Below are 20,458 nucleotides of genomic sequence, written 5' to 3'. Positions count from 1 at the left end.
TCCGCTATTTCCCGCGCGCCAGACAGCTTTGGTAGCGTCCGTCGACTCGCTGGGCAAACCAGGCCGTGGTCAGATTGCGGGTGATTTTTGGACTCTCCAGCTTAATGCCTGGCAGCATCTCACGCGGTTGAGGTCTGCCAGCATTTTTATCGGCCATCGCAAACACCTTCTGCCACAACTCTGTTTTCACAAAGTCTTCACTGTCGCCCTTCTCCAGCGCATTACGCAGGGTACGGTTGCTCATATCCAGACGTTTACTCAACGTCCTGACCGCCAACTCTGTTGACCCCGCCGCATCAGAACCGTACTGAATCAAATCCCCGTCCAGCGCCAGCTTAATCCCGCTCAACCGCGAGACGGCGGCCTGGAAAGCCGCGTTGCGGCTGGCATACCATCCGGCGTTGAAATCCGCAAAACGGTAGATCTGGCGGCTGTAATCCGCCGGGTAACCCAGCAAATGCATCGTCCCAAACCAGACGCCGCCGCGACGGCTGAACACTTCGCGGCGGATCGAACCGTCAACCGGATACGGATAGCCCTTAGCGTGAGCCTCGGCGAACTCAATGCTTACCTGCATCGGGCCGCCGGTGTGGATCGGATTCAGATTGCCAAACAGTTTCTGTCCCATCGGCACCATGTCGATAAAATCATCGAAAATGGCGCTCAGCTCTTTCTCGCTGCGCACGTTATCCAGCCGCTCGGTGTAGCTCTTGCCGTTGGGTGATTTGATCAGTAGCGCAGTGCGAACAACGAAAGAAGGGATATGCAACTTGCTTGCCCTACGATCGATTTCGCCCCAGGCGATTTTCGGCAAACCGGGCACATTCGCGTCGGCGTTAAAGGTGGATTCCTGATCGGTTACCGCAATCACCGAACAAAGATTTGAGACCGAAGGATCCAGCCCCTGTCCGTTGAAGGCCGCGAAGATATCGTTGCTCCAGGCCTGACGGTCGCTCACCTTTGCCGGAAGCAACCGGGAGATCTGCGCTTTCACATCCGCAGGACGCTGCTCGGGGACCTGCTTTTTAGGCTGGCTGGTACAGCCCGCCAGCACCATCAGTGCCAGCAGCGAGAGTCGTTTGGGGAGGGAACGGATCATGACTTTCCTTGTTCTTTAAATAGCGACTTGTCGAAGGGTACACAGCGAGGCGGCAATACGCCATGAGAGGTGGCTGATTGCTGCCAGTTACTTCCAACGCGCTGCGGACTGATGATCGCTGTCGCGCGATTCAACCCAACGGTCACCTTCTGGCGTCGCTTCACGCTTCCAGAACGGGGCTTTGGTTTTCAGGTAATCCATAATGAATTCGGCAGCAGCAAACGCCCCTGCGCGGTGTGCGCCACTGACGCCAACCATCACGATCTCATCACCAGGGAACAGTTCGCCAATACGGTGGATCACCGTTACGCGCTGCATCGGCCAGCGTTCACGCGCTTCTGCCACGATCTCTTCCAGCGCTTTTTCCGTCATTCCCGGATAATGCTCCAACGTCAGAGCCGACACATTGTCACCCAGATTGTGGTTGCGCACTTTCCCGGTGAAGGTCACCACCGCACCGTCTTCATCACAGGCCGCCAGCCAGCGATACTCTTCGCCCATCTCAAACGGCGCCTGCCCTACTCTGATCCGCGTTTCCATTTAGCCCCCGGTAACCGGCGGGAAGAAAGCCACTTCATCCCCCGCTTTGAGCTTATGCTGCGGCGACACCAGCGTCTGGTTCACTGCCGAGAGCACCTTGCCGGACTCCAGCGCCAGTGACCAGCGATCGCCTTTAGCGGCCAGCACGGCACGTAGCTCTTCTACCGTTGTATAATCTCTGGTGACGGTAACGCTTCCTGTGCCAACCAGTTCACGCGTTTGGGCAAAAAACAGTACATTAATCATGACTCACCGCCTGAAAATCACCGGATTTTCCGCCGCTTTTACTCAGCAGACGGCACATCTCAATGCTGATATCTTTTTGTACCGCTTTGCACATATCGTAGATGGTCAGCGCGGCCACGGAGGCGGCGGTCAGGGCTTCCATCTCAACCCCCGTTTTACCGGTCAGACGACAAAGCGACTCAATGCGTACCTGGCTGTTTTCCACATCAGCAGAAAGTGTCACTTCCACTTTGCTGAGCAGCAAAGGATGGCAAAGCGGGATCAGTTCCCAGGTGCGCTTGGCAGCCTGGATCCCCGCGATTCGCGCGGTGGCGAACACATCACCTTTATGGTGGCTGCCGTCGATGATCATCTTCAGGGTAGTAGGATGCATCTTCACAAAGGCTTCAGCACGCGCTTCGCGCACTGTTTCAGCTTTGGCGGAGACATCCACCATGTGCGCCTCGCCGGAGGCATTAATATGGGTAAGTTGCGACATAACGTTAGGGCTTCTTCACATGCGAAACAAAATTACAGGGACGGGTACGGGCATCCAGCTGTTCCTGAATGATCCTCTCCCACGCGCTCTGGCAGGCATTGGTCGAACCCGGTACGGCAAAGATCACCGTGCCATTCGCCACGCCAGCAACGGCACGAGACTGCAACGTTGAGGTGCCGATATCTTCATAAGAGACCATGCGGAACAGCTCGCCAAAGCCCTCAATTTCCCGGTCAAAAAGCGGCAGTAGCGCTTCTGGCGTACAGTTCTTAGTATTAAAGCCAGTGCCGCCGTTGATCAAAACAGCCTGCACATCACGGCTGGCTATCCAGCTGGAAACCACCGCGCGAATACGGTAACGATCGTCTTTCACCAGCGCGTGATCCAGCACCTGGTGACCCGCTTCGGTCAGCGCTTCCCGGAAATAATCGCCAGAGCTGTCGCTGGTCGCATCGCGACTGTCAGAGACGGTGAGAACAGCTACGTTGAGCGGCACAAATTCAGCCGAAGGTTTGCCCATTTTTAACGTCCTTAGTGTTAACCGCCAATATAAGAGAGATTCTGCGTAATGCCCGTGTTGCCCTGATGCAGGAAATGCGTCTGCTTTTTGGTTCTGAGGCTGGCGGCAATGCGCTCCTGTAACTCATCCTGCTGATCGTCGTTTTGCAGCAAATCACGCAGCGAAACGCCGCCATCGCCAAACAGGCAGAGGTGAAGCTTGCCAGTAGCGGAAACCCGCAGACGGTTACAGGTGGCACAGAAATCTTTTTCGTAAGGCATGATCAGGCCAATCTCGCCCTGATAATCTGGGTGGCGGAACACCTGCGCCGGTCCGGCACTGCGCTCGCTGGCCTGGCGAACCCATCCCTGCAACAGCAGGCTGGCACGGATCACCTCACCGGAAATATGGTGTTTGCGGAACAGATCGCCGCCCTCGCCGGTTTCCATCAGCTCGATAAAGCGGAGCTGAATGGGCCGGGTGCGGATCCACTCCAGAAAGGTTTGCAGGCTATTATGATTGATGTCCCGCATCAGCACGGTGTTCACTTTCACCTTGCTGAAACCGGCCTCAAAGGCAGCATCAATGCCGTTCATCACCTGCTGGAATTTATCCTGACCGGTGATGGCATGAAACTGACGGGCATCCAGGCTGTCTATGCTGACGTTGAGCGCAGTCAGACCGGCTTCACGCCATTGCGCCACATCCCGAGCCAGACGATAACCATTGGTGGTGACGGCCAGCTGCCTGATGGCGCTGTTTTCACGCACCGCGGCAATGATCTCGGTAAAGTCGCGACGTAAGGAGGGTTCGCCGCCGGTCAGACGCACTTTTTCCGTTCCCGCCGCCGCGAAGGCACGGGTAACACGCCGAATTTCCTCCAGCGACAAGAAGCTTTTATTGCTGTTGCCCTGCGGTTTATAACCGTCAGGCAGGCAGTAGTTGCAACGGAAATTGCAGACGTCAGTGATCGACAGACGCAGGTAGTAAAACTTGCGATCGAAGCTATCTTGAAATTGTGACACCAGAACACCTTCCAAATCGGGAGATGCAGGCATTTCTTTCTGCACCCTGGCAACTCGAGGTTGCGGCCAGGACACCGTATCAGGAGACTTAGGTGTCAGGGCTAAGTGTGATATACCGAACACCGGTATATCAGGGTGGTGAAATTCTACCGCTAACGGCAAGGTCTTGCCACAACAGTCTTTCGCTATGTATTTTGATATATAACGTTTTTTGTCAGATAATTACCCTTATTTTCGCTAAAATTGCCTTGTTGCCAGTAGCTTGGCGGATTCCTCAATAAAGCATCAACATAATGAAGGATTTTTATGCGTAATCGCACATTAGCCGATCTCGACAGAGTGGTGGCTTTAGGCGGCGGACATGGCCTTGGCCGTGTGATGTCTGCCCTTTCCCCTTTGGGTTCCCGCCTTACCGGTATTGTAACCACTACCGATAACGGAGGCTCCACGGGACGCATTCGCCGTTCTGAAGGCGGGATCGCCTGGGGCGATATGCGCAACTGCCTGAATCAGCTGATCGCCGAACCCAGCGTAGCTTCAGCGATGTTTGAATATCGCTTCAGTGGTAACGGCGAGCTGTCTGGACACAATCTGGGGAACCTGATGCTGAAAGCGCTGGATCACCTCAGCGTTCGCCCGTTTGAAGCCATCAACCTGATCCGCAATCTGCTGAAGGTCGATGCTTTCCTGATCCCAATGTCAGAGCAGCCAGTGGATTTGGTGGCCGTCGACAGTGAGGGCAATCATATTTATGGCGAAACCGAGATTGACCAGATGCAACTCCCGCCGCAGGAACTGATGCTATCCCCCAACGTTAGCGCCACGCGTGAGGCGATTGAAGCGGTAGCAGAAGCCGACTTGATCCTGATAGGACCCGGCAGCTTTTACACCAGCCTGATGCCGGTACTGCTGATGCCTGATATGGCGCAGGCGCTACGTCGGACGCCCGCCACCATGGTGTTTATCGGTAATCTGGGCAAAGAGTTAAGTCCGGCGGCGGCCCAGTTAAACCTGGCTGGCAAACTGGAAATGATGGAAAAGTCTATCGGCAAGAAAGTGATTGATGCAGTGGTGGTCGGCCCGGCAGTGGACACCACCAACGTGACCGATCGGCTGATTATTCAGGAACCGCTGGAGGCGGCAGATATAAAGTATCGCCACGATCGGCAGCTGCTGCACACGGCGCTGGAGCATGCGATCCAGGCTATTCAGTAAGAGGGAAACTGCAGTAAAGAGTTACGCCAGTAAAAGCTAACGTCTGTTGGCGTGAACGACAGCGGGCGAGATCGTCCGCCCGCTGTACACACCCGGTCAGGAAGCCGCAATAAACAGTTCCCGGACCTTATGCAGCTGGTCACGGATGCCCGCCGCCTCTTCAAACTCCAGATTCTGCGCATGCTCCTGCATTTTCGCTTCCAGCTCGTGAATTTTCTTCTGCAGTCCTTTCGGTGACAGATCCAGGTGCGGTGCATCATCTTCCACAATGCGTCCGGCTTTGGCTCGTCCTCTGGATTTGTTTTTGGCCAGGCCCTGCCCCAGTTCAAGAATATCGGCAATTTTCTTGTTGAGACCCTGCGGCACAATGCCGTTCTCCTGGTTATGAAGTTCCTGTTTCTCGCGGCGGCGCTCGGTTTCTCCAATTGCCCGCTCCATCGACGGCGTAATTTTATCGGCATAGAGAATGGCCTTGCCGTTAAGGTTACGCGCGGCTCGACCAATGGTCTGGATCAACGAGCGATCGGAACGCAGGAAGCCCTCTTTATCGGCATCCAGAATCGCCACCAGCGACACTTCCGGCATATCCAGACCTTCTCGCAGTAGGTTGATGCCGACCAGCACATCAAACTCGCCCAGGCGCAGGTCACGAATGATTTCCACTCGTTCCACCGTGTCAATATCCGAGTGAAGGTAACGCACACGCTCGCCATGCTCTTCCAGATACTCGGTTAAATCCTCCGCCATTCGTTTGGTCAGTACGGTAACCAGCACGCGCTCATTAATCGCTGCACGCTTACGAATTTCAGACAGCAGGTCATCAACCTGAGTGCCAACCGGACGCACTTCAATTACCGGGTCAAGAAGGCCGGTTGGGCGAACGACCTGATCGATCACTTCACCACCGGATTTCTCCAGTTCATATTTGCCTGGCGTGGCGGAGACATAAATGGTTTGTGGCGCCAGCGACTCAAACTCTTCAAACTTCATTGGGCGGTTATCGAGGGCTGAAGGCAGACGGAAACCGTATTCCACCAGCGTCTCTTTACGCGAGCGGTCACCTTTGTACATCCCGCCGATTTGCGGGATCGTCACGTGGGACTCGTCGACTACCAGCAAGCCATCGGCAGGTAAATAGTCGAACAGCGTGGGTGGCGCTTCGCCGGGCCCACGAGCAGAGAGATAGCGAGAGTAGTTCTCAATCCCTGAGCAATAGCCCAGCTCGTTCATCATCTCCAGATCGAACTGGGTACGTTGAGCAATGCGCTGCTCTTCCAGCAGTTTGTTGTTGTCCAGCAGGAATTTACGCCTGTCCGCCAGCTCCACTTTGATCTCTTCCATTGCCTGCAGGATCCGCTCGCGCGGGGTCACGTAGTGGGTTTTCGGGTAGATGGTGTAACGGGGAATAACGGAATCGACCTGCCCGGTTAACGGGTCGAAGATCGACAGGCGTTCCACCTCTTCGTCAAACAGTTCAACACGCAGCGCATAATCGTCCGATTCGGCCGGGAAGATATCAATTACCTCACCGCGCACACGGAAGGTGCCGCGCTGGAAAGCCTGATCGTTACGGGAGTACTGCAGTTCAGAAAGGCGGCGAAGAATGTCGCGCTGATTGATCACCATGCCCCGGCTAAGGTGCAGCATCATCTTAAGGTACAGATCGGGATCGCCCAGCCCGTAAATTGCCGAAACTGACGCCACCACAATCACATCCCGCCGCTCCAGCAGCGCTTTGGTTGCTGACAGGCGCATCTGTTCGATGTGTTCGTTTACTGAGGCATCTTTCTCAATAAAGGTATCTGAACTGGGAACGTAAGCTTCCGGCTGATAGTAGTCGTAATAAGAGACGAAGTACTCCACCGCATTCTCCGGGAAGAACTCTTTCATCTCACCATAGAGCTGCGCCGCCAGCGTTTTATTTGGCGCCAGCACCATCGTTGGCCGGTTCAGATCGGCAATCACATTGGCGATGGTGAACGTTTTACCTGAGCCAGTAACCCCGAGCAGCGTCTGATGCGCCAGCCCGTCCTCCAGCCCCTCTTCAAGTCGACGGATCGCCTCGGGCTGGTCACCAGCGGGTTTGAATTCGGAGTTGAGTTTAAAGACTTTGCTCATTGAGTAGCTACCTGGTAATGAATGACGCGAACAGGATCCTAATTTTACTCTGCTACTGCGAATTTACCAGCAAAAAAGACTGGATATAATTACAGTAATTTTGCAAGATATTGTTCAGGACTGCAGCGATGCCCTTTTCCGGCTTAACGAGCAACAAGCCGAGCAGTTGGTCGGACAGGTTATCCCCAGATGGGAAATAAGTTTAACATTTGTCAAGCAGCGCTGACAAAATGCAGCGGTGCAGCTATCTGAGAATAATCAGAGGCTTGATTTTAATTAACATACTGATAAATAACACGTTCAATCGGGAGATGCGTTTCGCGTCAACTCGTGCTCAACCCGCGTCCGCTCTCGCTTGCCGTAAGTTTTCAGACCTTCATACACATGGTTATCCACAGGAATGGTGGATAACTGATTTGAGCGCCCGAGCCGTCTGATGTGTATAAATCGTTGTTGGCCTGCGAGCGGGCACGCAAATATTTTTTTTTGCATTATTTTCGCCTGACGCTTTAGGATCAATGGTACTGAAAGGCATATTTCCCCCGCTGCTGCTAGCCTTTTTTCGGCGTTTTTTTCAGTTTAATGACAGCGAGGGGTTGCCACTGAGACAGGCAACTGCACCAGAAAAGATTCGTCCGGAGCACTGACAAAGTGCAGCGGAAAATTACCGAGAGCAATTGGTTAAGTTTTATTACTAATTGCTGGTGCTAATCATCAGGCGCGCCGGGGATTTCTAAGACTTTTGCCAGGTTGGCCTGCCAATTGCAAGACTCTGTCTAACCGCCTCACGCTTTCATAACACCAGAGCGAGAAGCACAAAGCCGCAGGCGTTTCGCAAGAGACGTTGACGACTGTTTGCCACACGACGTAGAGCGGATGCAACCAGGTGCGATCGAAAACTGTCTGGAGGAGAGTGTCAGATGCTCAGCTTACGTTCAATTAACCAATTTTATGGACAGAATCACATCCTGTGGGATGTTGATCTGGATCTCGCCCCAGGCACCTGTACCGGCGTTCTTGGACGTCCCGGCATGGGGAAAACCACGCTGGTCAACTGCATCATGGGACATCTGCCGATCAACAGCGGCTCGATGATCTGGCAGGAGGCTAACCGCCCTCCACAAGATCTGCTGCTGCAACCGATGGAACAACGCGCTGCGTTGGGCATTGGCTACGTCCCGCAGGGGAGACAGCTGTTCTCCCAGCTTAGCGTGGAAGAAAACCTGCAAATTGCGCTGCTGGCCGGTGCAGGTCTGGAGCGTCATCGCGCCATCCCGCAGATGGTCTATGACCTGTTCCCTGCCCTTTACTCCTTGCGCCATCAACGCAGCGGTGATTTGCAGATAGAAAAGCAGCAGCAGCTGGCCCTCGCCAGAGCGCTGGTGCTGCAGCCTAAGCTGTTAATCCTGGATGAACCAACCGAAGGCATGTCGCCGTGGCTGGAAGAGGAGATGGGTAACCTGATTCATCGTCTGAACCACGATTTCGGCCTGACGATCCTGCTATTGGAACAGCGCATCTCGTTTATCCGCAAGGTGGCTGATTACTTCCTGCTGCTGCACCGTGGCCGCAACGTGGCACACGGTAAAGTCGCCCAGCTGGACGAAAGCATGCTCAATACCTGGATGACGGTGTCTTAAGCTGTTAACAGTTACAGTGGCAGCTGGACGTACTGTGCCAGCTGCTCAAACTCTTCTGGCTGCGTAAGCCAGGGGATTTCGCCGAGCATCGGCGCTGGCAAACGCTGTTTAAGCGCCGCCAGATACTCTGCGTGCCGTTTTCCGGGCGGTTGGATGTCATTCGCTATCCACCCTGCCAGACGCAGTCCGCTGGCCTGAATGGCCTGTGCCGTTAATACCGCATGATTGATGCAGCCTAACTTCACGCCAACGACCAACACCACCGTCAATTGCTCATGCCGGGCCCAGTCCGCAAAAGTTGTCTGCTCTGAGAGCGGCGTAAACCATCCGCCCGCCCCTTCGGTCAGCACCCAGTCAGACTGCTGCGTCAACGCGGCCAGTCCGGCAGAAAGCTGCTCAAAAGTAATCGGCCTGCCCTCTTCGGCACTGACAATATGCGGCGAGGTTGGCTCTTCAAAGGCCAGAGGGTTGATGCTGTCATAAGGCAGTTGCACCACGCTGTACTTTTGTAACGCCAGTGCATCTTCGTTTCTTAACCCTTCTGCCGTCATTTCGCAGCCTGATGCCACCGGTTTGTACCCCACGCTACGAAAACCAGCCGCTTTAGCCGCCTGAAGCAGCGCTGAACTGGCTACCGTTTTGCCCACTTCTGTATCTGTTCCGGTGATAAACCAACGTTCACTCACAATGCATGACTCCATAAACCAGATGATAACTCAGTAAAAAACCCCGCCGATCGCGCGGCCAGTGCTGCTCCAGCTGGTGCAGATGCCTTCTGCTGAGCAGACCTCTGCTCCTGCCCTGATGCAAATGCGTGGCGCCGATGCCTTTCAGGGAGCGCAACGCGCTAAGGACGTCGGGAAATCCTACCGTTAAGGTTTGCTGCATCAGCTTCATCGGCAGATGTTCACCGGCTTGTGCGATGGCTTCAAAGGGCAAAAAGCGGTTAACCGGAGCGGGTAAATCCAGCGGTTTCCAGGCTGATGACAGCTCATGTAACGAGTCTGCGGACAGCGTTGAAAACAGCACCTGGCCCCCCGGTAAGGTCACCCGGTAAAGTTCTGTCAGTGCCAGCCGTAAGTCACTGCACCATTGCACCGCAAGGTTGCTCCAGCAGAGATCAAACGTCGGTTCACTGAAGGGGAGCGCTTCAATATCACCGGTCTGATAACAGTCAGCGGTTTGCAGCGCCTGAGCCTGAACCAACATCTCTGCTGACAGATCGAGGGCCGTTACATGATTACCGGCAGCGCGCCAGTGCTGGCTGAACCAGCCTGGACCGCAGCCTGCATCCAGCACTTTCTGGCCGTGCTGTTGGCGGGCATAACGGGCTAACTCTTCGCCACAGAGCCGTTGCAGGCTGGCATGTTGATTGTAGCTCTGCGCCGCCCGACCAAAGGCCTGAGCGATGGCCTGTTTATTGACGGTTTGCATGGTGCAATCCCTCCAGCAGGCGGTGAATATCTTCCGGCTGATGCGCGGCACTTAAGGTGATGCGTAATCGGGCAGTACCAGGCGGAACTGTGGGTGGACGGATAGCCGTTACCCAACATCCCTGCTGACGAAGCCTTTCTGCCAGGGCCAGCGCTTGCTGTTCTTCCCCGACAATCAACGGCTGGATCGCCGTGGCGGAAGGCAGTAAAGCCAGTCCCAACTCCTGAGCTCCGTGGCGGAAAAGCGCAATATTTTGCTGCAGGCGCTGACGCAGGCCGTCACCCTGTTGAATGCAGGCCAAAGCGGCCTGAAGAGCACAGGCCTGCGCGGGTGGCATCGCCGTGCTGTAGATAAGATGGCGGGCAAACTGCAGCAAATAGTCAGCGGTTGAGTCATCACACAGCACCGCCGCACCACTCAGGCCAAAGGCTTTGCCAAAAGTCACCACCAGCAGCTCCGGTTTCACCTGTTGTTGCCAACAGCTTCCTCGTCCCTGTTCGCCAGTCGTGCCGATGCCATGTGCATCATCTACCATCAACCAACTGCCCGTGCGCTGGGCTAGCTGATGAAGTTCAGCCAGTGGCGCGCTGTCTCCGTCCATGCTGAATACGCCTTCGGTGACGACCAGCGTCTCTCCGTCTGCTGGGTTTTCCAGCAGTTTTTCCAGCGAAGCAGGCTGATTATGCGCAAACCTGCGCAACGTGGCGGGACTGAGAGAGGCCGCTTCCAACAGAGAGGCATGTGCCAGCTTATCGGCGAAGATACGATCGTTTTTCGCCAACATCGCAGCAATAACCGCCTGATTAGCGGCAAAACCCGAGATAAAAACTAAGGCGCGGGGATAGCCGAGCCAGTCAGCAAGCTGCTGCTCGAACTCCGCCTGCGGGGCGTGATAACCGGTAACGTGGGCCGAACCACCAGCCCCAACGCCATAACGTTCCGCACCCTGTTGCCAGGCGGAAATCAGCCTTGGATCATGGCTCAGCCCCAGATAGTCATTGGCGGCAAAGTTCAGGTAGCGCTTCCCGTCTGTCTGCAGGGTCCGCGCATCGCTGTGCTCATTAACACGACGCTCGCGAAACTGCCCTTTTTGCTGGCGCGCCGTCAGCGCCAGGGTGAGTCGATGCTGCCAGCTCATTTACACGGCCGCGTTGTAAAATTGCTCGGTATCGGCGGTCAGCAACTGCCCCGCTAACGCCTGCTGCTGCTCGTTATCACCCGCTTCCGTGGTGGTGTGACGCGGATTCAGTCCCAGTTTGTGGAACAACTGCAGATCTTTGTCTTCTTCCGGGTTGGGCGTGGTCAGCAGTTTGCAGCCGTAGAAGATTGAGTTGGCGCCAGCCATAAAGCACATCGCCTGGGTCTGCTCGCTCATCTGTTCACGTCCGGCAGAAAGGCGCACGTGCGAGGTTGGCATCATGATGCGGGCAACGGCGATAGCCCGGATAAAATCAAAGGGATCGACGTCATCGTTATCCGCTAACGGTGTTCCCTTCACTTTCACCAGCATGTTGATCGGCACGCTCTCTGGCGGGGTTGGCAGATTAGCCAACTGCACCAGCAGACCAGCACGGTCGTTGACGGTTTCGCCAAGGCCTAAAATCCCGCCAGAGCATACTTTGATCCCGGCATCACGTACTTTCCCCAGCGTATCCAGACGTTCCTGATAGCTGCGGGTTGTGATGATATTGCCGTAAAACTCCGGCGAGGTGTCCAGGTTGTGGTTGTAGTAATCCAGCCCGGCGTGCGCCAGACGCTGCGCCTGTTCATCGCTGAGCGTGCCCAGCGTCATGCAGGTTTCCAGCCCCATTTCTCTGACGCCTTTTACCATCTGCTCCAGATACGGCATGTCACGTTCATGAGGGTTTTTCCAGGCTGCCCCCATGCAGAAGCGATCTGAACCTGCTGCTTTCGCCTTACGGGCAGAAGTCAGCACTTCTTCCACTTCCATCAGGCGCTCTGTAGCCAACCCGGTTTTGTAGCGAGAGCTCTGAGGGCAGTATTTGCAGTCCTCCGGGCAGGCACCGGTTTTAATCGACAGCAAGGTACTGACTTGCACCTGGCGAGGATCAAAATGCTGACGATGTACCTGCTGCGCTTCAAACATCAGTTCCAGAAAAGGTTTGTCAAACAGGGCCTGAGCCTGTGGGATCGTCCAACGAGTTGCCATTGCTTGCTCCAAAAAAATCTGTCGTTAATCATCTTTGCGTGGTTATACTTGTAAACTAATTTTTTTGAATTTGGTTTACAAGTAATTTATGACTCCAGCCGACCTCGCTTTCGATCGTGACCATATCTGGCATCCTTACACCTCTATGAGCCAGCCACTGCCGGTGTATCCGGTGGTTGCCGCTCAGGAGACGTCCCTGAAACTGGCCGACGGTCGTCAGCTGGTTGATGGCATGTCTTCGTGGTGGGCCGCGATCCATGGTTACAACCATCCGCGCCTGAACCAGGCGATGACCGCGCAAATTGAGCAGATGTCCCACGTGATGTTTGGTGGCATTACCCATCCTTCCGCGGTGGCGCTTTGCCGCAAGCTGGTTGAGATGACGCCAAAGGGACTGGAGTGTGTGTTCCTGGCGGACTCGGGATCGGTGGCGGTAGAAGTGTCGATGAAGATGGCGCTGCAATACTGGCAGGCCAGAGGCGAGCGACGTCAGCGCTTTCTTACGCTGCGCAACGGCTATCACGGTGATACCTTCGCCGCGATGTCGGTGTGCGACCCGCAAAATTCGATGCACAGCCTGTATCAGGGTTATCTGCCCTCACACCTTTTCGCTACCGCGCCAGCTTGTGCCTTTGCGGATGAGTGGCAGGAAAGCGATGCTGACGACTTCGAGCGGCTGATCCGCCTGCATGCCGGGGAACTGGCTGCGGTGATCCTTGAGCCGATTGTTCAGGGTGCAGGCGGGATGCGCTTCTATCACCCGCGCTATCTGCAGAAGGTTCGCGAACTGTGCGATAGCCACAACGTGCTGCTAATAGCGGATGAGATTGCCACCGGATTTGGCCGCACGGGCAAGCTCTTTGCCTGCGAACATGCCGGCATTTCACCGGATATTCTTTGCGTGGGCAAAGCGCTGACCGGCGGCACGATGACGCTTTCGGCCACGCTCACCACCAGAGAAGTCGCCAACACCATCAGTAACGGTGAAGCGGGTTGCTTTATGCACGGCCCAACCTTTATGGGCAACCCGCTGGCCTGCGCCGTAGCCAGCGAAAGTCTGGCCATATTGCAGGAAGGTCACTGGCAGCAGCAGGTCGCGACAATTGAAGCTCAGCTGAAAACCGCCCTGCTTCCATTGCGAGAAAAAGCAGAGGTGGCTGATGCTCGGGTGCTGGGAACGATAGGCGTGATTGAAACCCGGCGACCAGTGAATATGGCCGCCCTGCAGGCTTTCTTTGTGGAGCGTGGGGTGTGGATACGGCCGTTTGGCAGGCTGATCTACCTGATGCCACCTTACATTATTCAGCCGCAGGCGCTGGCCAGGCTGACCGATGCCATTGCGCAGGCGCTCGATCGTCCGGACCTGTTCCTGGCTGAGTAAACCAGCCTGACAAGTGAGGGGGGTTGGTCAGGCCAACGCCCGCCGACCGCTGAGCATCCGCTTGCAGTACACCATGCCGGTATAGAGTGGATAGAAACGCCATAGCAGCAGCAGCCTTGGGTTGCTGCGTGTCATCTGGCTGGCAAGCTGGTCAATTTGCTGCTGATACTCACTCGGCACCGTCATCTTGTTTTTCCTGATCTCAATCAGGCAGCCGCCCATCAATGCAGCGTAATAACGGTCAACCAATGCCCGATCGACGTTGGCCACCGGACGCTGGCTGAGCCACCGGTCGGTGCTTTCCCGCGCAATAAAGTAGTTCTTCACCCAGGAAAAATCCCGGGTACTGATCGACAGCGAACTTTCAACCACCCGTTTAAGGTAATAGGCGCTGCTGGTAAAGAACGCCTTGCGGGCATAAAGGTAGACGCCAAACATAAAGGGCGCATCTTCGTGGTTCTGGATCGGCAGGAACGGCGTATTCACCCGCTTGATCAGCGCGTTGGAGATAATACTGGACCACAGTACGCGGTGGGCAGAACCCCGTTCAATCAGCTTAGTCAGCAATTCCGCTCCGCCTTTCATCTCTCCGCTGAGGTTCCGGGGATGCGTGCCTTCAAACTGGCGTTGCCCGGCTGGCGCATCCTTGAATTTCTGCGCAGAGAAGCTGAACAGCTCCAGATCTGTCCGGTCTCGCCAGACGGTGCTGAAATCTTCAAACAGCGTTGCCGCTACAACGTCATCGGCATCCATAAAGTAAACGTAGTCACTGCTGACCCGAGTCAGTCCCAAATTTCGGGCCGCGCTGACGCCGCCGTGCTCCGCACGGATCAGCAAAATCTGAGGATGCTTAAGAACATACGTTTCAATCAGCTCTGTGGTGCCATCCGTTGAACCGTCATCAATGACGATAATCTGCGCCGGTGGCAGGCTCTGATTAAGCAGTGAATCAATCGCCTCAGCAATAAATTCACGGCCGTTCCACACCGGCATAATCACCGACACTGTAGGCTGTAAGGGGATCATCTTTCGCTCCTGAGGCTGGTCCGTTTAAAGGTGTAGCGGCCGATAATCTCCAGCGACTTGGTATGCAGCAGGCAACAAACGCCCAGGTTAACCAACCCAATCAGTCCCAGATACAGCAAGTTCATCCAGCGATTCTGGTTCCATTCGAACGGAATCAAGTGGGTCAGCAGCGCTACGCCCGCTGAGACCAGCCAGATCATCGCGACATCTCTGGTGAGCCAGCGAGTGTGAATGGTCGGGGCAAACTTGCGATGAACGATATAGGCCCAGACCACCAGATAGAAGATATTTTGCCCCAGCCAGACGATGCCGGTTCCCAGCGCACCGTAATGGATAGCGGCGAAGATATTCAGGGGGATCAGCACCACGGCAAAAATAGTGAAGCCTTTCACATGCATCGACAGGCTGCCGTTAACGTATTGCAGGTGGTACAGCAAACCACAAATGGCCTGCAGGCCGCTGCCCAGCGCATAAAGCGTCATCACAAACGACATTTCCTGCACGATTTGCGGATTCTGCGTCCATGCCCAAATCAGTGGACCGGAATAGAGCGCGATAGTGATGCTCAGCGGCGCCATAAAAATACTGACAGCCTGAGTGGTGTAACGATAAAGCGTCAGCGTTTCGGCTTCACCGTGCGATTTGTTGGTCCGCATCCCGGTCATACGAGGCACGATAGCCTGCATAATCGGGCTGCTGAGCATCACAATGCCGGTGGCCGCCGTCGCCACTACAGTAAAGGCACCGTAAGTAGAGAGCGGCAACGTTTTCGACAGCACCAGGCGGTCGATCTGTGAAATGAACGTCCAGATAGCGCTGGAAAACGCTGCCCCGACCGCAAAGCGCAGGAAGGGTTTCAGCACGCCTTTTAACTCGGTTTTTTGCGTGCCGCGCTTTTCTCTTGGCACCAGCTGGTAGGATTTATAAACGCAACAGACGGCTTCGGCGATAGAAATAATCAGCTGGAAAGCGAAGAAGTAAATAACCGGATTTGGCGCAAAACTGATCACAAATACCGCGCCAAAAGTCCGCAAGGTAATAGAGATGATGTTAAGCACGTTGAGCCAGACCTGGTGCTCGTAGCCCACGATAACGGAACGGAACGGACCGGTACGCCAGCGGATTGCCGCCGTCACAACCATCACCGCAACCGCCACAACTAAATCACGGTAAGGCAGCGTTTTTGCATTTAGCCAGTGTTCGGCGATATAAGGGGTGAAGATCCACCCCAGCACCACCAGCACCACGGAGGTCAGCAGGAAAAACTTGCCCAGGCTGGCAAACAGACTGGGGAAGTAAGGATTCTCTTTGGGATTGGCACGATAGCGCGCCGCCTCACGCAGTAGCGTGGTGGAAATGCCCACATCAAGCAGCTGTAGCCAGGTTAATAGAATAGAGAAAAAGCCAATCAGGCCATAGGCTTCCATACCAAGCTGATGAATGTACATCGGCACGACGAGTATGCCAGCCAGCGTTGAATAAATCTGTCCAACGTAGTTCGCCAGTGCATTACGCTTAATCGACATAGTTTCTTCTTTTTGCTTAGCGGAGCGCCGTTCACTAAAGTGTTACCTACCCTAACAATCGGGGTAAAAATGGCATAGAGGCACTTTTCCTAAAAGAGTGACATGACCGAACTCTTTCCGGTAACAAAGCGTAACCACTCTCCGCTATGAATATCCCCGATTTGTTAAAACCGGACGAGGGTAATACAGTGCCACTTATTATTCAGGCGGAATGCGTCAGGTGACTATTGTCCCGAATACCACGATGTACGATCAGGCTCTGCGCAGTTTTTTTTTAAGTCCTAATAAAGCGGCATAGCTCTCCGGGTGATGCAGCATAATCCAGTTCACCAGGGAACCAGACTTCATATCGCGACCAAAATAATGAATAGCATGCTTAACATAATCCGGCACTGGCGTGCCATTCGTTAACGATAAATGGACCATTAACTTAAAGGAGTGAATTAAGTAGAGGCGCCTGATCTCTCTCTGCGAAGGCTCACTGCCTGGCATACTCATCAGTTTTTCATAGGAGCAAACAAAGGCATCGTAGCGTTGACGGAAATAAACGTCACCTTTGGCACTGTTAGTCAACGAACCGTTTCTGATGCGCTGGCGGTAGTAAATATGTTTACTGACCCAGGCAATCCCGGTGCGCATGAACGCTTCCAGCGTGTAGCGGTGGTCCTCATGCAGACGGTCGCGGTACTGCATGTTGTAGCGGGTAATGGCTTCACGCTTCAACACGTAGTTCCAGGACGCAGAGGTATAAGACCCGTTGCGCAGCAGGCCGGCCATGACATTCTGCGAAGGAACCAGGCCGAACACTTCATGTTTGACCTTAACGCCAGTCTGGGAAGGTGTACCATCCACAAATGTCTGAGAATTGAAGCAAAATAACTCAACCTCAGGATGGCTTTCAATCACCTCGCTGAATTCCTGATAGAAACCTTCGCAGACTATATCGTCAGGATCGCAGCAGAAGACAAAATCACCGGTGGCCAGTTTTATCCCCTGATCGCGGGCATTACCCGCACCGCCGTTAGGAATAGTGATGATTTTCACCACGGGCGAATGGCCAAACTTCTCTTCAATTAACGCCAGGGTGTTATCGGTTGAACTGTCGTTCACGATAATCACTTCATTGGGCAATGAAATTTGCTTTAACAGGGATTCAACACATTCAACGATATACGTCCCGACATTATAAGCAGGGATAATCACAGACAAGTTTTTTTGCGTCATTGCTTTAATCTCTACTTTGTCATTCTGACTATAATTATCAACAGAGGAAGAATAAAATCAACGCTATTTTCTTAAACATTGGATTAATGAGATAATGCTCAGAAAACGCCAGCCCGTATTTTTATCTCAACCTTATAAATATTTGGCATTATTAACCCTTAATAATATTTAAGAGAAACAGAGTTTTTTCTTAATTAACCCTCTGTTCTTCTCATCTCACATAACCAAATCTTACTTTCACTGCAGACTCTTTCAATGGAATAAGTGTGAATATTGGCAACATCAACCAAACTAAAACAAACCTCACTATCGGACTACTCCCACACTTTATCTGTTTCTATTGATGTCTCACCTCCATGGGGAATTCTTAAATCACCCTTGCACCGATCGCTGTCGCGTTTAAAAACCAGGACAAAAAGCTATAGACAACAAAGCCCCACCGAAAACTCACTTTCCAAACCTCACCATGCCTCCAGACTGCAGAGAACATTTTCTTTTACAACTTATCTGCCCCTGCCGACGGAGGGAAAAACGCCGGTCAGGTAAATTTGATACACTTAGCATTAAGATAATTCTTAATATCGCAGCGAATTAAGATTAGCCTAACCGCAATTTCGCTCAGAATTTTGCGCTCAAGCCCTCCGCTGAATGGCCATAAACCGACAGAGAAACTTAACTGTCCTCTCCGGCTTTTGTCGGGAGAAAAACCCCTATTTACCCCCACTTCATCTGCCCCCTCTCTGCGCCTGCTTTTCGCCAATGAGAGTCACCACAAAGCAGCGAGCCCGCTGATGCACTACGCTTTTACGGGGCAACATCCCGCAAAGGAGAAAATTTATGCCACAAGATAAACAGACTAACCGCCGTATCGTACTGGCTTCACGTCCGCACGGTGCGCCTACGGAACACAATTTCCGTCTTGAATCGCAGCACGTTCCTACCCCTGGAAAAGGCGAAGTCTTACTTCGTACCGTCTGGCTCTCTTTAGATCCCTATATGCGTGGCCGGATGAGCGACGCACCTTCCTACGTTCCTCCGATTGGCATCAATGAAGTGATGGGCGCCGGGACCGTAGCCATCGTTGAACAGTCTGATAATGAAAACTATGCCCCCGGCGACTGGGTTGTCAGCCAGAGCGGCTGGCAGGATTTCGCCGTCTCCAACGGCAAAGATCTGTTCAAACTTACCGGGCCGGTATTGAAGCACCCTTCCTGGGCGTTAGGCCTGTTGGGGATGACCGGCTTCACCGCGTATATGGGTTTACTGGATATCGGTAATCCGCAGCCCGGTGAAACCGTGGTGGTTGCCGCTGCAACTGGCGCAGTAGGCTCCATGGTCGGCCAGATTGCCAAACTAAAAGGCTGTTATGTCGTCGGCATTGCCGGAGGCGAAGAGAAATGCCGCTACGCCGAAGAGGTTCTCGGTTTCGACCGTTGCCTTGATCACCGGTCAGCCGATCTGGCGGAAGCGCTGAAACGCTATTGCCGTGACGGCATCGATGTCTATTTCGAAAGCGTTGGCGGTAAAGTCTTCAATGCCGTGCTGCCGCTGATGAACACCAAAGGCCGCATCCCGGTTTGTGGTCTGATTGCCGACTACAACAATACTGAAGCCGCCAAAGGCCCGGACCTTCTGCCGCAGTTCCAGAGCGCTATCTTGCGTAAACGTCTGCGTGTGGAAGGCTTTATCATCACTCAGGATTACGGCCACCGCTTCGGTGAATTCTTCAGCCAGATGAGCCAGTGGGTGGAGCAGGAACGCTTCGTCTTCCGCGAAGACAGCGTCGACGGGCTGGATAACGCACCGGAAACCTTTATCGGCATGCTCGAGGGCAATAACTTCGGTAAAGTGCTGATTCGGGTCGCGGCCGATAAACCTCAAGGAGTGAAAACATGAAAATATTAATGGTGCTGACCTCACACGATCGCCTGGGTGAAACAGGAAAAAAAACCGGTTTCTGGCTGGAAGAGTTCGCCGCACCTTATTACGTGTTCCGCGATGCGGGCGTTAACGTGGTGCTGGCCTCGCCTGCTGGCGGGCAACCTCCGTTGGATCCGGTGAGCGATGAGCCCGATGCTCAGACCGCCGACACGGACCGCTTCCGTGGGGATCTTGCTGCTCAGCAAGCGCTGGCCAATACGCAAAAACTGGAAACCATCGACAGCACCCAGTTTGATGCGGTGTTTTACCCAGGCGGTCACGGCCCGCTTTGGGATCTGGCCGAAGATCGGGTCAGTATCGATTTGATTGAAAACTTCTTTGCCAACGGCAAGCCGGTCGGCGCGGTCTGCCATGCGCCTGGTGTGCTGCGCCATGTGAAAAAACCTGATGGAACTCCGGTAGTTGCCGGTAAGCGGGTCACCGGTTTCAGTAACACGGAAGAGGAAGCCGTGGGGCTGACAGATGTGGTACCTTTCCTGGTTGAGGATGTGCTCAGATCGTTGGGCGCAGAATATGAGAAAACCGACAACTGGGGCGTGTATACCCTGACCGACGGCCACCTGGTCACCGGACAGAACCCGGCATCCTCCGCAGCAGCAGCCGAAGAGCTGCTTAAATTACTTCATCGATAACACAGGAGAGGGCATGAAACTGACTAGCCAGGATTTTAACGACGGCGATAAGCTCCCGGAGCGCCAGGTTTTCAATGGCATGGGTTACGAAGGAGGCAATCTGTCGCCGCATTTAGCCTGGGATGACGTGCCAGCAGGCACCAAAAGCTTTGTGGTGACCTGTTACGATCCTGATGCACCAACAGGTTCAGGTTGGTGGCACTGGGGCGTGGCTAACCTGCCAGCCGACACTCGCTCTCTTCCTCAGGGCGCGGGGTCAGGCGT

General features: G+C 54.2%; 20 protein-coding genes and 1 riboswitch. Of the genes, 6 read left to right on the top strand and 14 right to left on the bottom strand.

The annotated features are described in order from the left end of the window. Positions 1-4: 4 nt before the first annotated feature. The 6 genes from WCC56_RS15635 to moaA form a co-directional block, all read right to left on the bottom strand. A complete protein-coding gene (locus tag WCC56_RS15635) occupies positions 5-1,099 on the bottom strand; it encodes a DUF1615 domain-containing protein (RefSeq protein ID WP_424693262.1) in 1,095 nt (364 codons plus the stop codon). 87 nt (positions 1,100-1,186) lie between these two features. Next, positions 1,187-1,639, bottom strand: coding sequence for a molybdopterin synthase catalytic subunit MoaE (gene moaE, locus WCC56_RS15630; RefSeq protein WP_424693261.1), 453 nt, complete (start codon positions 1,637-1,639; stop codon positions 1,187-1,189). Beyond that, on the bottom strand, positions 1,640-1,885 hold the full coding sequence (gene moaD, locus WCC56_RS15625; protein WP_424693260.1) for a molybdopterin synthase sulfur carrier subunit: 246 nt from the start codon (positions 1,883-1,885) through the stop codon (positions 1,640-1,642). Further along, complete coding sequence (gene moaC, locus WCC56_RS15620; protein WP_424693259.1) at positions 1,878-2,363, bottom strand: cyclic pyranopterin monophosphate synthase MoaC; 486 nt, start codon at positions 2,361-2,363, stop codon at positions 1,878-1,880. The genes moaD and moaC overlap by 8 nt, the downstream gene beginning before the upstream one ends. Before the next feature lie 4 nt (positions 2,364-2,367). Beyond that, a complete protein-coding gene (gene moaB, locus WCC56_RS15615; protein ID WP_424693258.1) occupies positions 2,368-2,883 on the bottom strand; it encodes a molybdenum cofactor biosynthesis protein B in 516 nt (171 codons plus the stop codon). A 17-nt stretch (positions 2,884-2,900) separates the two neighbouring features. Then, a complete protein-coding gene (moaA, locus tag WCC56_RS15610) occupies positions 2,901-3,890 on the bottom strand; it encodes a GTP 3',8-cyclase MoaA (protein ID WP_424693273.1) in 990 nt (329 codons plus the stop codon). Continuing rightward, a riboswitch (molybdenum cofactor riboswitch) is annotated at positions 3,877-4,007 on the bottom strand. Its footprint overlaps the gene before it by 14 nt. A 186-nt stretch (positions 4,008-4,193) precedes the next feature. On the opposite strand from moaA, the gene WCC56_RS15605 reads away from it, so the two are divergent. Further along, a complete protein-coding gene (locus WCC56_RS15605; RefSeq protein WP_424693257.1) occupies positions 4,194-5,102 on the top strand; it encodes a gluconeogenesis factor YvcK family protein in 909 nt (302 codons plus the stop codon). A gap of 96 nt (positions 5,103-5,198) precedes the next feature. On the opposite strand, the gene uvrB is transcribed toward WCC56_RS15605, so the two are convergent. Beyond that, positions 5,199-7,220 (bottom strand): excinuclease ABC subunit UvrB, encoded by a 2,022-nt coding sequence (uvrB, locus tag WCC56_RS15600; protein WP_424693256.1) that lies wholly within the window; start codon positions 7,218-7,220, stop codon positions 5,199-5,201. Positions 7,221-8,140: 920 nt separating this feature from the next. Between uvrB and WCC56_RS15595 the strand changes: the two genes are divergently transcribed. Further along, a complete protein-coding gene (locus WCC56_RS15595; RefSeq protein WP_424693255.1) occupies positions 8,141-8,860 on the top strand; it encodes an ABC transporter ATP-binding protein in 720 nt (239 codons plus the stop codon). A gap of 11 nt (positions 8,861-8,871) precedes the next feature. On the opposite strand, the gene bioD is transcribed toward WCC56_RS15595, so the two are convergent. From bioD to bioB, 4 genes are read right to left on the bottom strand one after another with little or no spacing between them, the layout of a single operon-like run. Further along, positions 8,872-9,546 carry a dethiobiotin synthase gene (gene bioD / locus WCC56_RS15590; protein WP_424693254.1) on the bottom strand — a complete coding sequence of 225 codons (675 nt, stop codon included), beginning with the start codon at positions 9,544-9,546 and terminating at the stop codon, positions 8,872-8,874. Further along, positions 9,539-10,294, bottom strand: a complete 756-nt coding sequence (gene bioC / locus WCC56_RS15585; RefSeq protein WP_424693253.1) for a malonyl-ACP O-methyltransferase BioC — start codon at positions 10,292-10,294, stop codon at positions 9,539-9,541. Before bioC ends, bioD begins: the two co-directional genes overlap by 8 nt. Next, a complete protein-coding gene (bioF, locus tag WCC56_RS15580; protein WP_424693252.1) occupies positions 10,278-11,432 on the bottom strand; it encodes an 8-amino-7-oxononanoate synthase in 1,155 nt (384 codons plus the stop codon). The genes bioC and bioF overlap by 17 nt, the downstream gene beginning before the upstream one ends. Beyond that, positions 11,433-12,464, bottom strand: a complete 1,032-nt coding sequence (bioB, locus tag WCC56_RS15575; RefSeq protein WP_424693251.1) for a biotin synthase BioB — start codon at positions 12,462-12,464, stop codon at positions 11,433-11,435. Between the two features lie 88 nt (positions 12,465-12,552). Between bioB and bioA the strand changes: the two genes are divergently transcribed. Continuing rightward, on the top strand, positions 12,553-13,845 hold the full coding sequence (bioA, locus tag WCC56_RS15570; protein ID WP_424693250.1) for an adenosylmethionine--8-amino-7-oxononanoate transaminase: 1,293 nt from the start codon (positions 12,553-12,555) through the stop codon (positions 13,843-13,845). Between the two features lie 27 nt (positions 13,846-13,872). On the opposite strand, the gene WCC56_RS15565 is transcribed toward bioA, so the two are convergent. The 3 genes from WCC56_RS15565 to WCC56_RS15555 form a co-directional block, all read right to left on the bottom strand. Continuing rightward, positions 13,873-14,871 (bottom strand): glycosyltransferase family 2 protein, encoded by a 999-nt coding sequence (locus tag WCC56_RS15565; RefSeq protein WP_424693249.1) that lies wholly within the window; start codon positions 14,869-14,871, stop codon positions 13,873-13,875. Further along, positions 14,868-16,397 (bottom strand): lipopolysaccharide biosynthesis protein, encoded by a 1,530-nt coding sequence (locus WCC56_RS15560; protein WP_424693248.1) that lies wholly within the window; start codon positions 16,395-16,397, stop codon positions 14,868-14,870. The genes WCC56_RS15565 and WCC56_RS15560 overlap by 4 nt, the downstream gene beginning before the upstream one ends. Positions 16,398-16,649: 252 nt before the next feature. Continuing rightward, positions 16,650-17,621 (bottom strand): glycosyltransferase family 2 protein, encoded by a 972-nt coding sequence (locus WCC56_RS15555; protein ID WP_424693247.1) that lies wholly within the window; start codon positions 17,619-17,621, stop codon positions 16,650-16,652. 837 nt (positions 17,622-18,458) lie between these two features. On the opposite strand from WCC56_RS15555, the gene WCC56_RS15550 reads away from it, so the two are divergent. The 3 genes from WCC56_RS15550 to WCC56_RS15540 form a co-directional block, all read left to right on the top strand. Next, a complete protein-coding gene (locus WCC56_RS15550; RefSeq protein WP_424693246.1) occupies positions 18,459-19,517 on the top strand; it encodes an NADP-dependent oxidoreductase in 1,059 nt (352 codons plus the stop codon). Then, the gene (locus tag WCC56_RS15545; protein ID WP_424693245.1) at positions 19,514-20,194 is read left to right on the top strand and encodes a type 1 glutamine amidotransferase domain-containing protein; all 681 of its coding nucleotides are present in this window, start codon (positions 19,514-19,516) and stop codon (positions 20,192-20,194) included. The genes WCC56_RS15550 and WCC56_RS15545 overlap by 4 nt, the downstream gene beginning before the upstream one ends. Positions 20,195-20,207: 13 nt before the next feature. Next, positions 20,208-20,458 (top strand): YbhB/YbcL family Raf kinase inhibitor-like protein (locus WCC56_RS15540; protein ID WP_424693244.1); only part of this gene is annotated, 251 nt, incomplete at its 3' end.

The sequence above is a fragment of the Erwinia sp. genome (assembly GCF_049696395.1).
Lineage (GTDB): Bacteria > Pseudomonadota > Gammaproteobacteria > Enterobacterales > Enterobacteriaceae > Erwinia.
Note: the sequence above shows the minus strand (reverse complement) of the source record. Positions and strands in the feature narration are given on the sequence as shown.

Excerpts from the sequence above, each read along its gene's own strand:
- moaE (WP_424693261.1), bottom strand. The coding sequence starts at position 1,639 with ATGGAAACGCGGATCAGAGTAGGGCAGGCGCCGTTTGAGATGGGCGAA.
- WCC56_RS15605 (WP_424693257.1), top strand. The coding sequence starts at position 4,194 with ATGCGTAATCGCACATTAGCCGATCTCGACAGAGTGGTGGCTTTAGGC.
- moaB (WP_424693258.1), bottom strand. The coding sequence starts at position 2,883 with ATGGGCAAACCTTCGGCTGAATTTGTGCCGCTCAACGTAGCTGTTCTC.
- WCC56_RS15550 (WP_424693246.1), top strand. The coding sequence starts at position 18,459 with ATGCCACAAGATAAACAGACTAACCGCCGTATCGTACTGGCTTCACGT.
- bioA (WP_424693250.1), top strand. The coding sequence starts at position 12,553 with ATGACTCCAGCCGACCTCGCTTTCGATCGTGACCATATCTGGCATCCT.
- moaD (WP_424693260.1), bottom strand. The coding sequence starts at position 1,885 with ATGATTAATGTACTGTTTTTTGCCCAAACGCGTGAACTGGTTGGCACA.
- moaC (WP_424693259.1), bottom strand. The coding sequence starts at position 2,363 with ATGTCGCAACTTACCCATATTAATGCCTCCGGCGAGGCGCACATGGTG.
- WCC56_RS15635 (WP_424693262.1), bottom strand. The coding sequence starts at position 1,099 with ATGATCCGTTCCCTCCCCAAACGACTCTCGCTGCTGGCACTGATGGTG.
- bioC (WP_424693253.1), bottom strand. The coding sequence starts at position 10,294 with ATGCAAACCGTCAATAAACAGGCCATCGCTCAGGCCTTTGGTCGGGCG.
- WCC56_RS15595 (WP_424693255.1), top strand. The coding sequence starts at position 8,141 with ATGCTCAGCTTACGTTCAATTAACCAATTTTATGGACAGAATCACATC.
- WCC56_RS15545 (WP_424693245.1), top strand. The coding sequence starts at position 19,514 with ATGAAAATATTAATGGTGCTGACCTCACACGATCGCCTGGGTGAAACA.
- WCC56_RS15560 (WP_424693248.1), bottom strand. The coding sequence starts at position 16,397 with ATGTCGATTAAGCGTAATGCACTGGCGAACTACGTTGGACAGATTTAT.
- WCC56_RS15555 (WP_424693247.1), bottom strand. The coding sequence starts at position 17,621 with ATGACGCAAAAAAACTTGTCTGTGATTATCCCTGCTTATAATGTCGGG.
- bioB (WP_424693251.1), bottom strand. The coding sequence starts at position 12,464 with ATGGCAACTCGTTGGACGATCCCACAGGCTCAGGCCCTGTTTGACAAA.
- uvrB (WP_424693256.1), bottom strand. The coding sequence starts at position 7,220 with ATGAGCAAAGTCTTTAAACTCAACTCCGAATTCAAACCCGCTGGTGAC.
- WCC56_RS15565 (WP_424693249.1), bottom strand. The coding sequence starts at position 14,871 with ATGATCCCCTTACAGCCTACAGTGTCGGTGATTATGCCGGTGTGGAAC.
- bioF (WP_424693252.1), bottom strand. The coding sequence starts at position 11,432 with ATGAGCTGGCAGCATCGACTCACCCTGGCGCTGACGGCGCGCCAGCAA.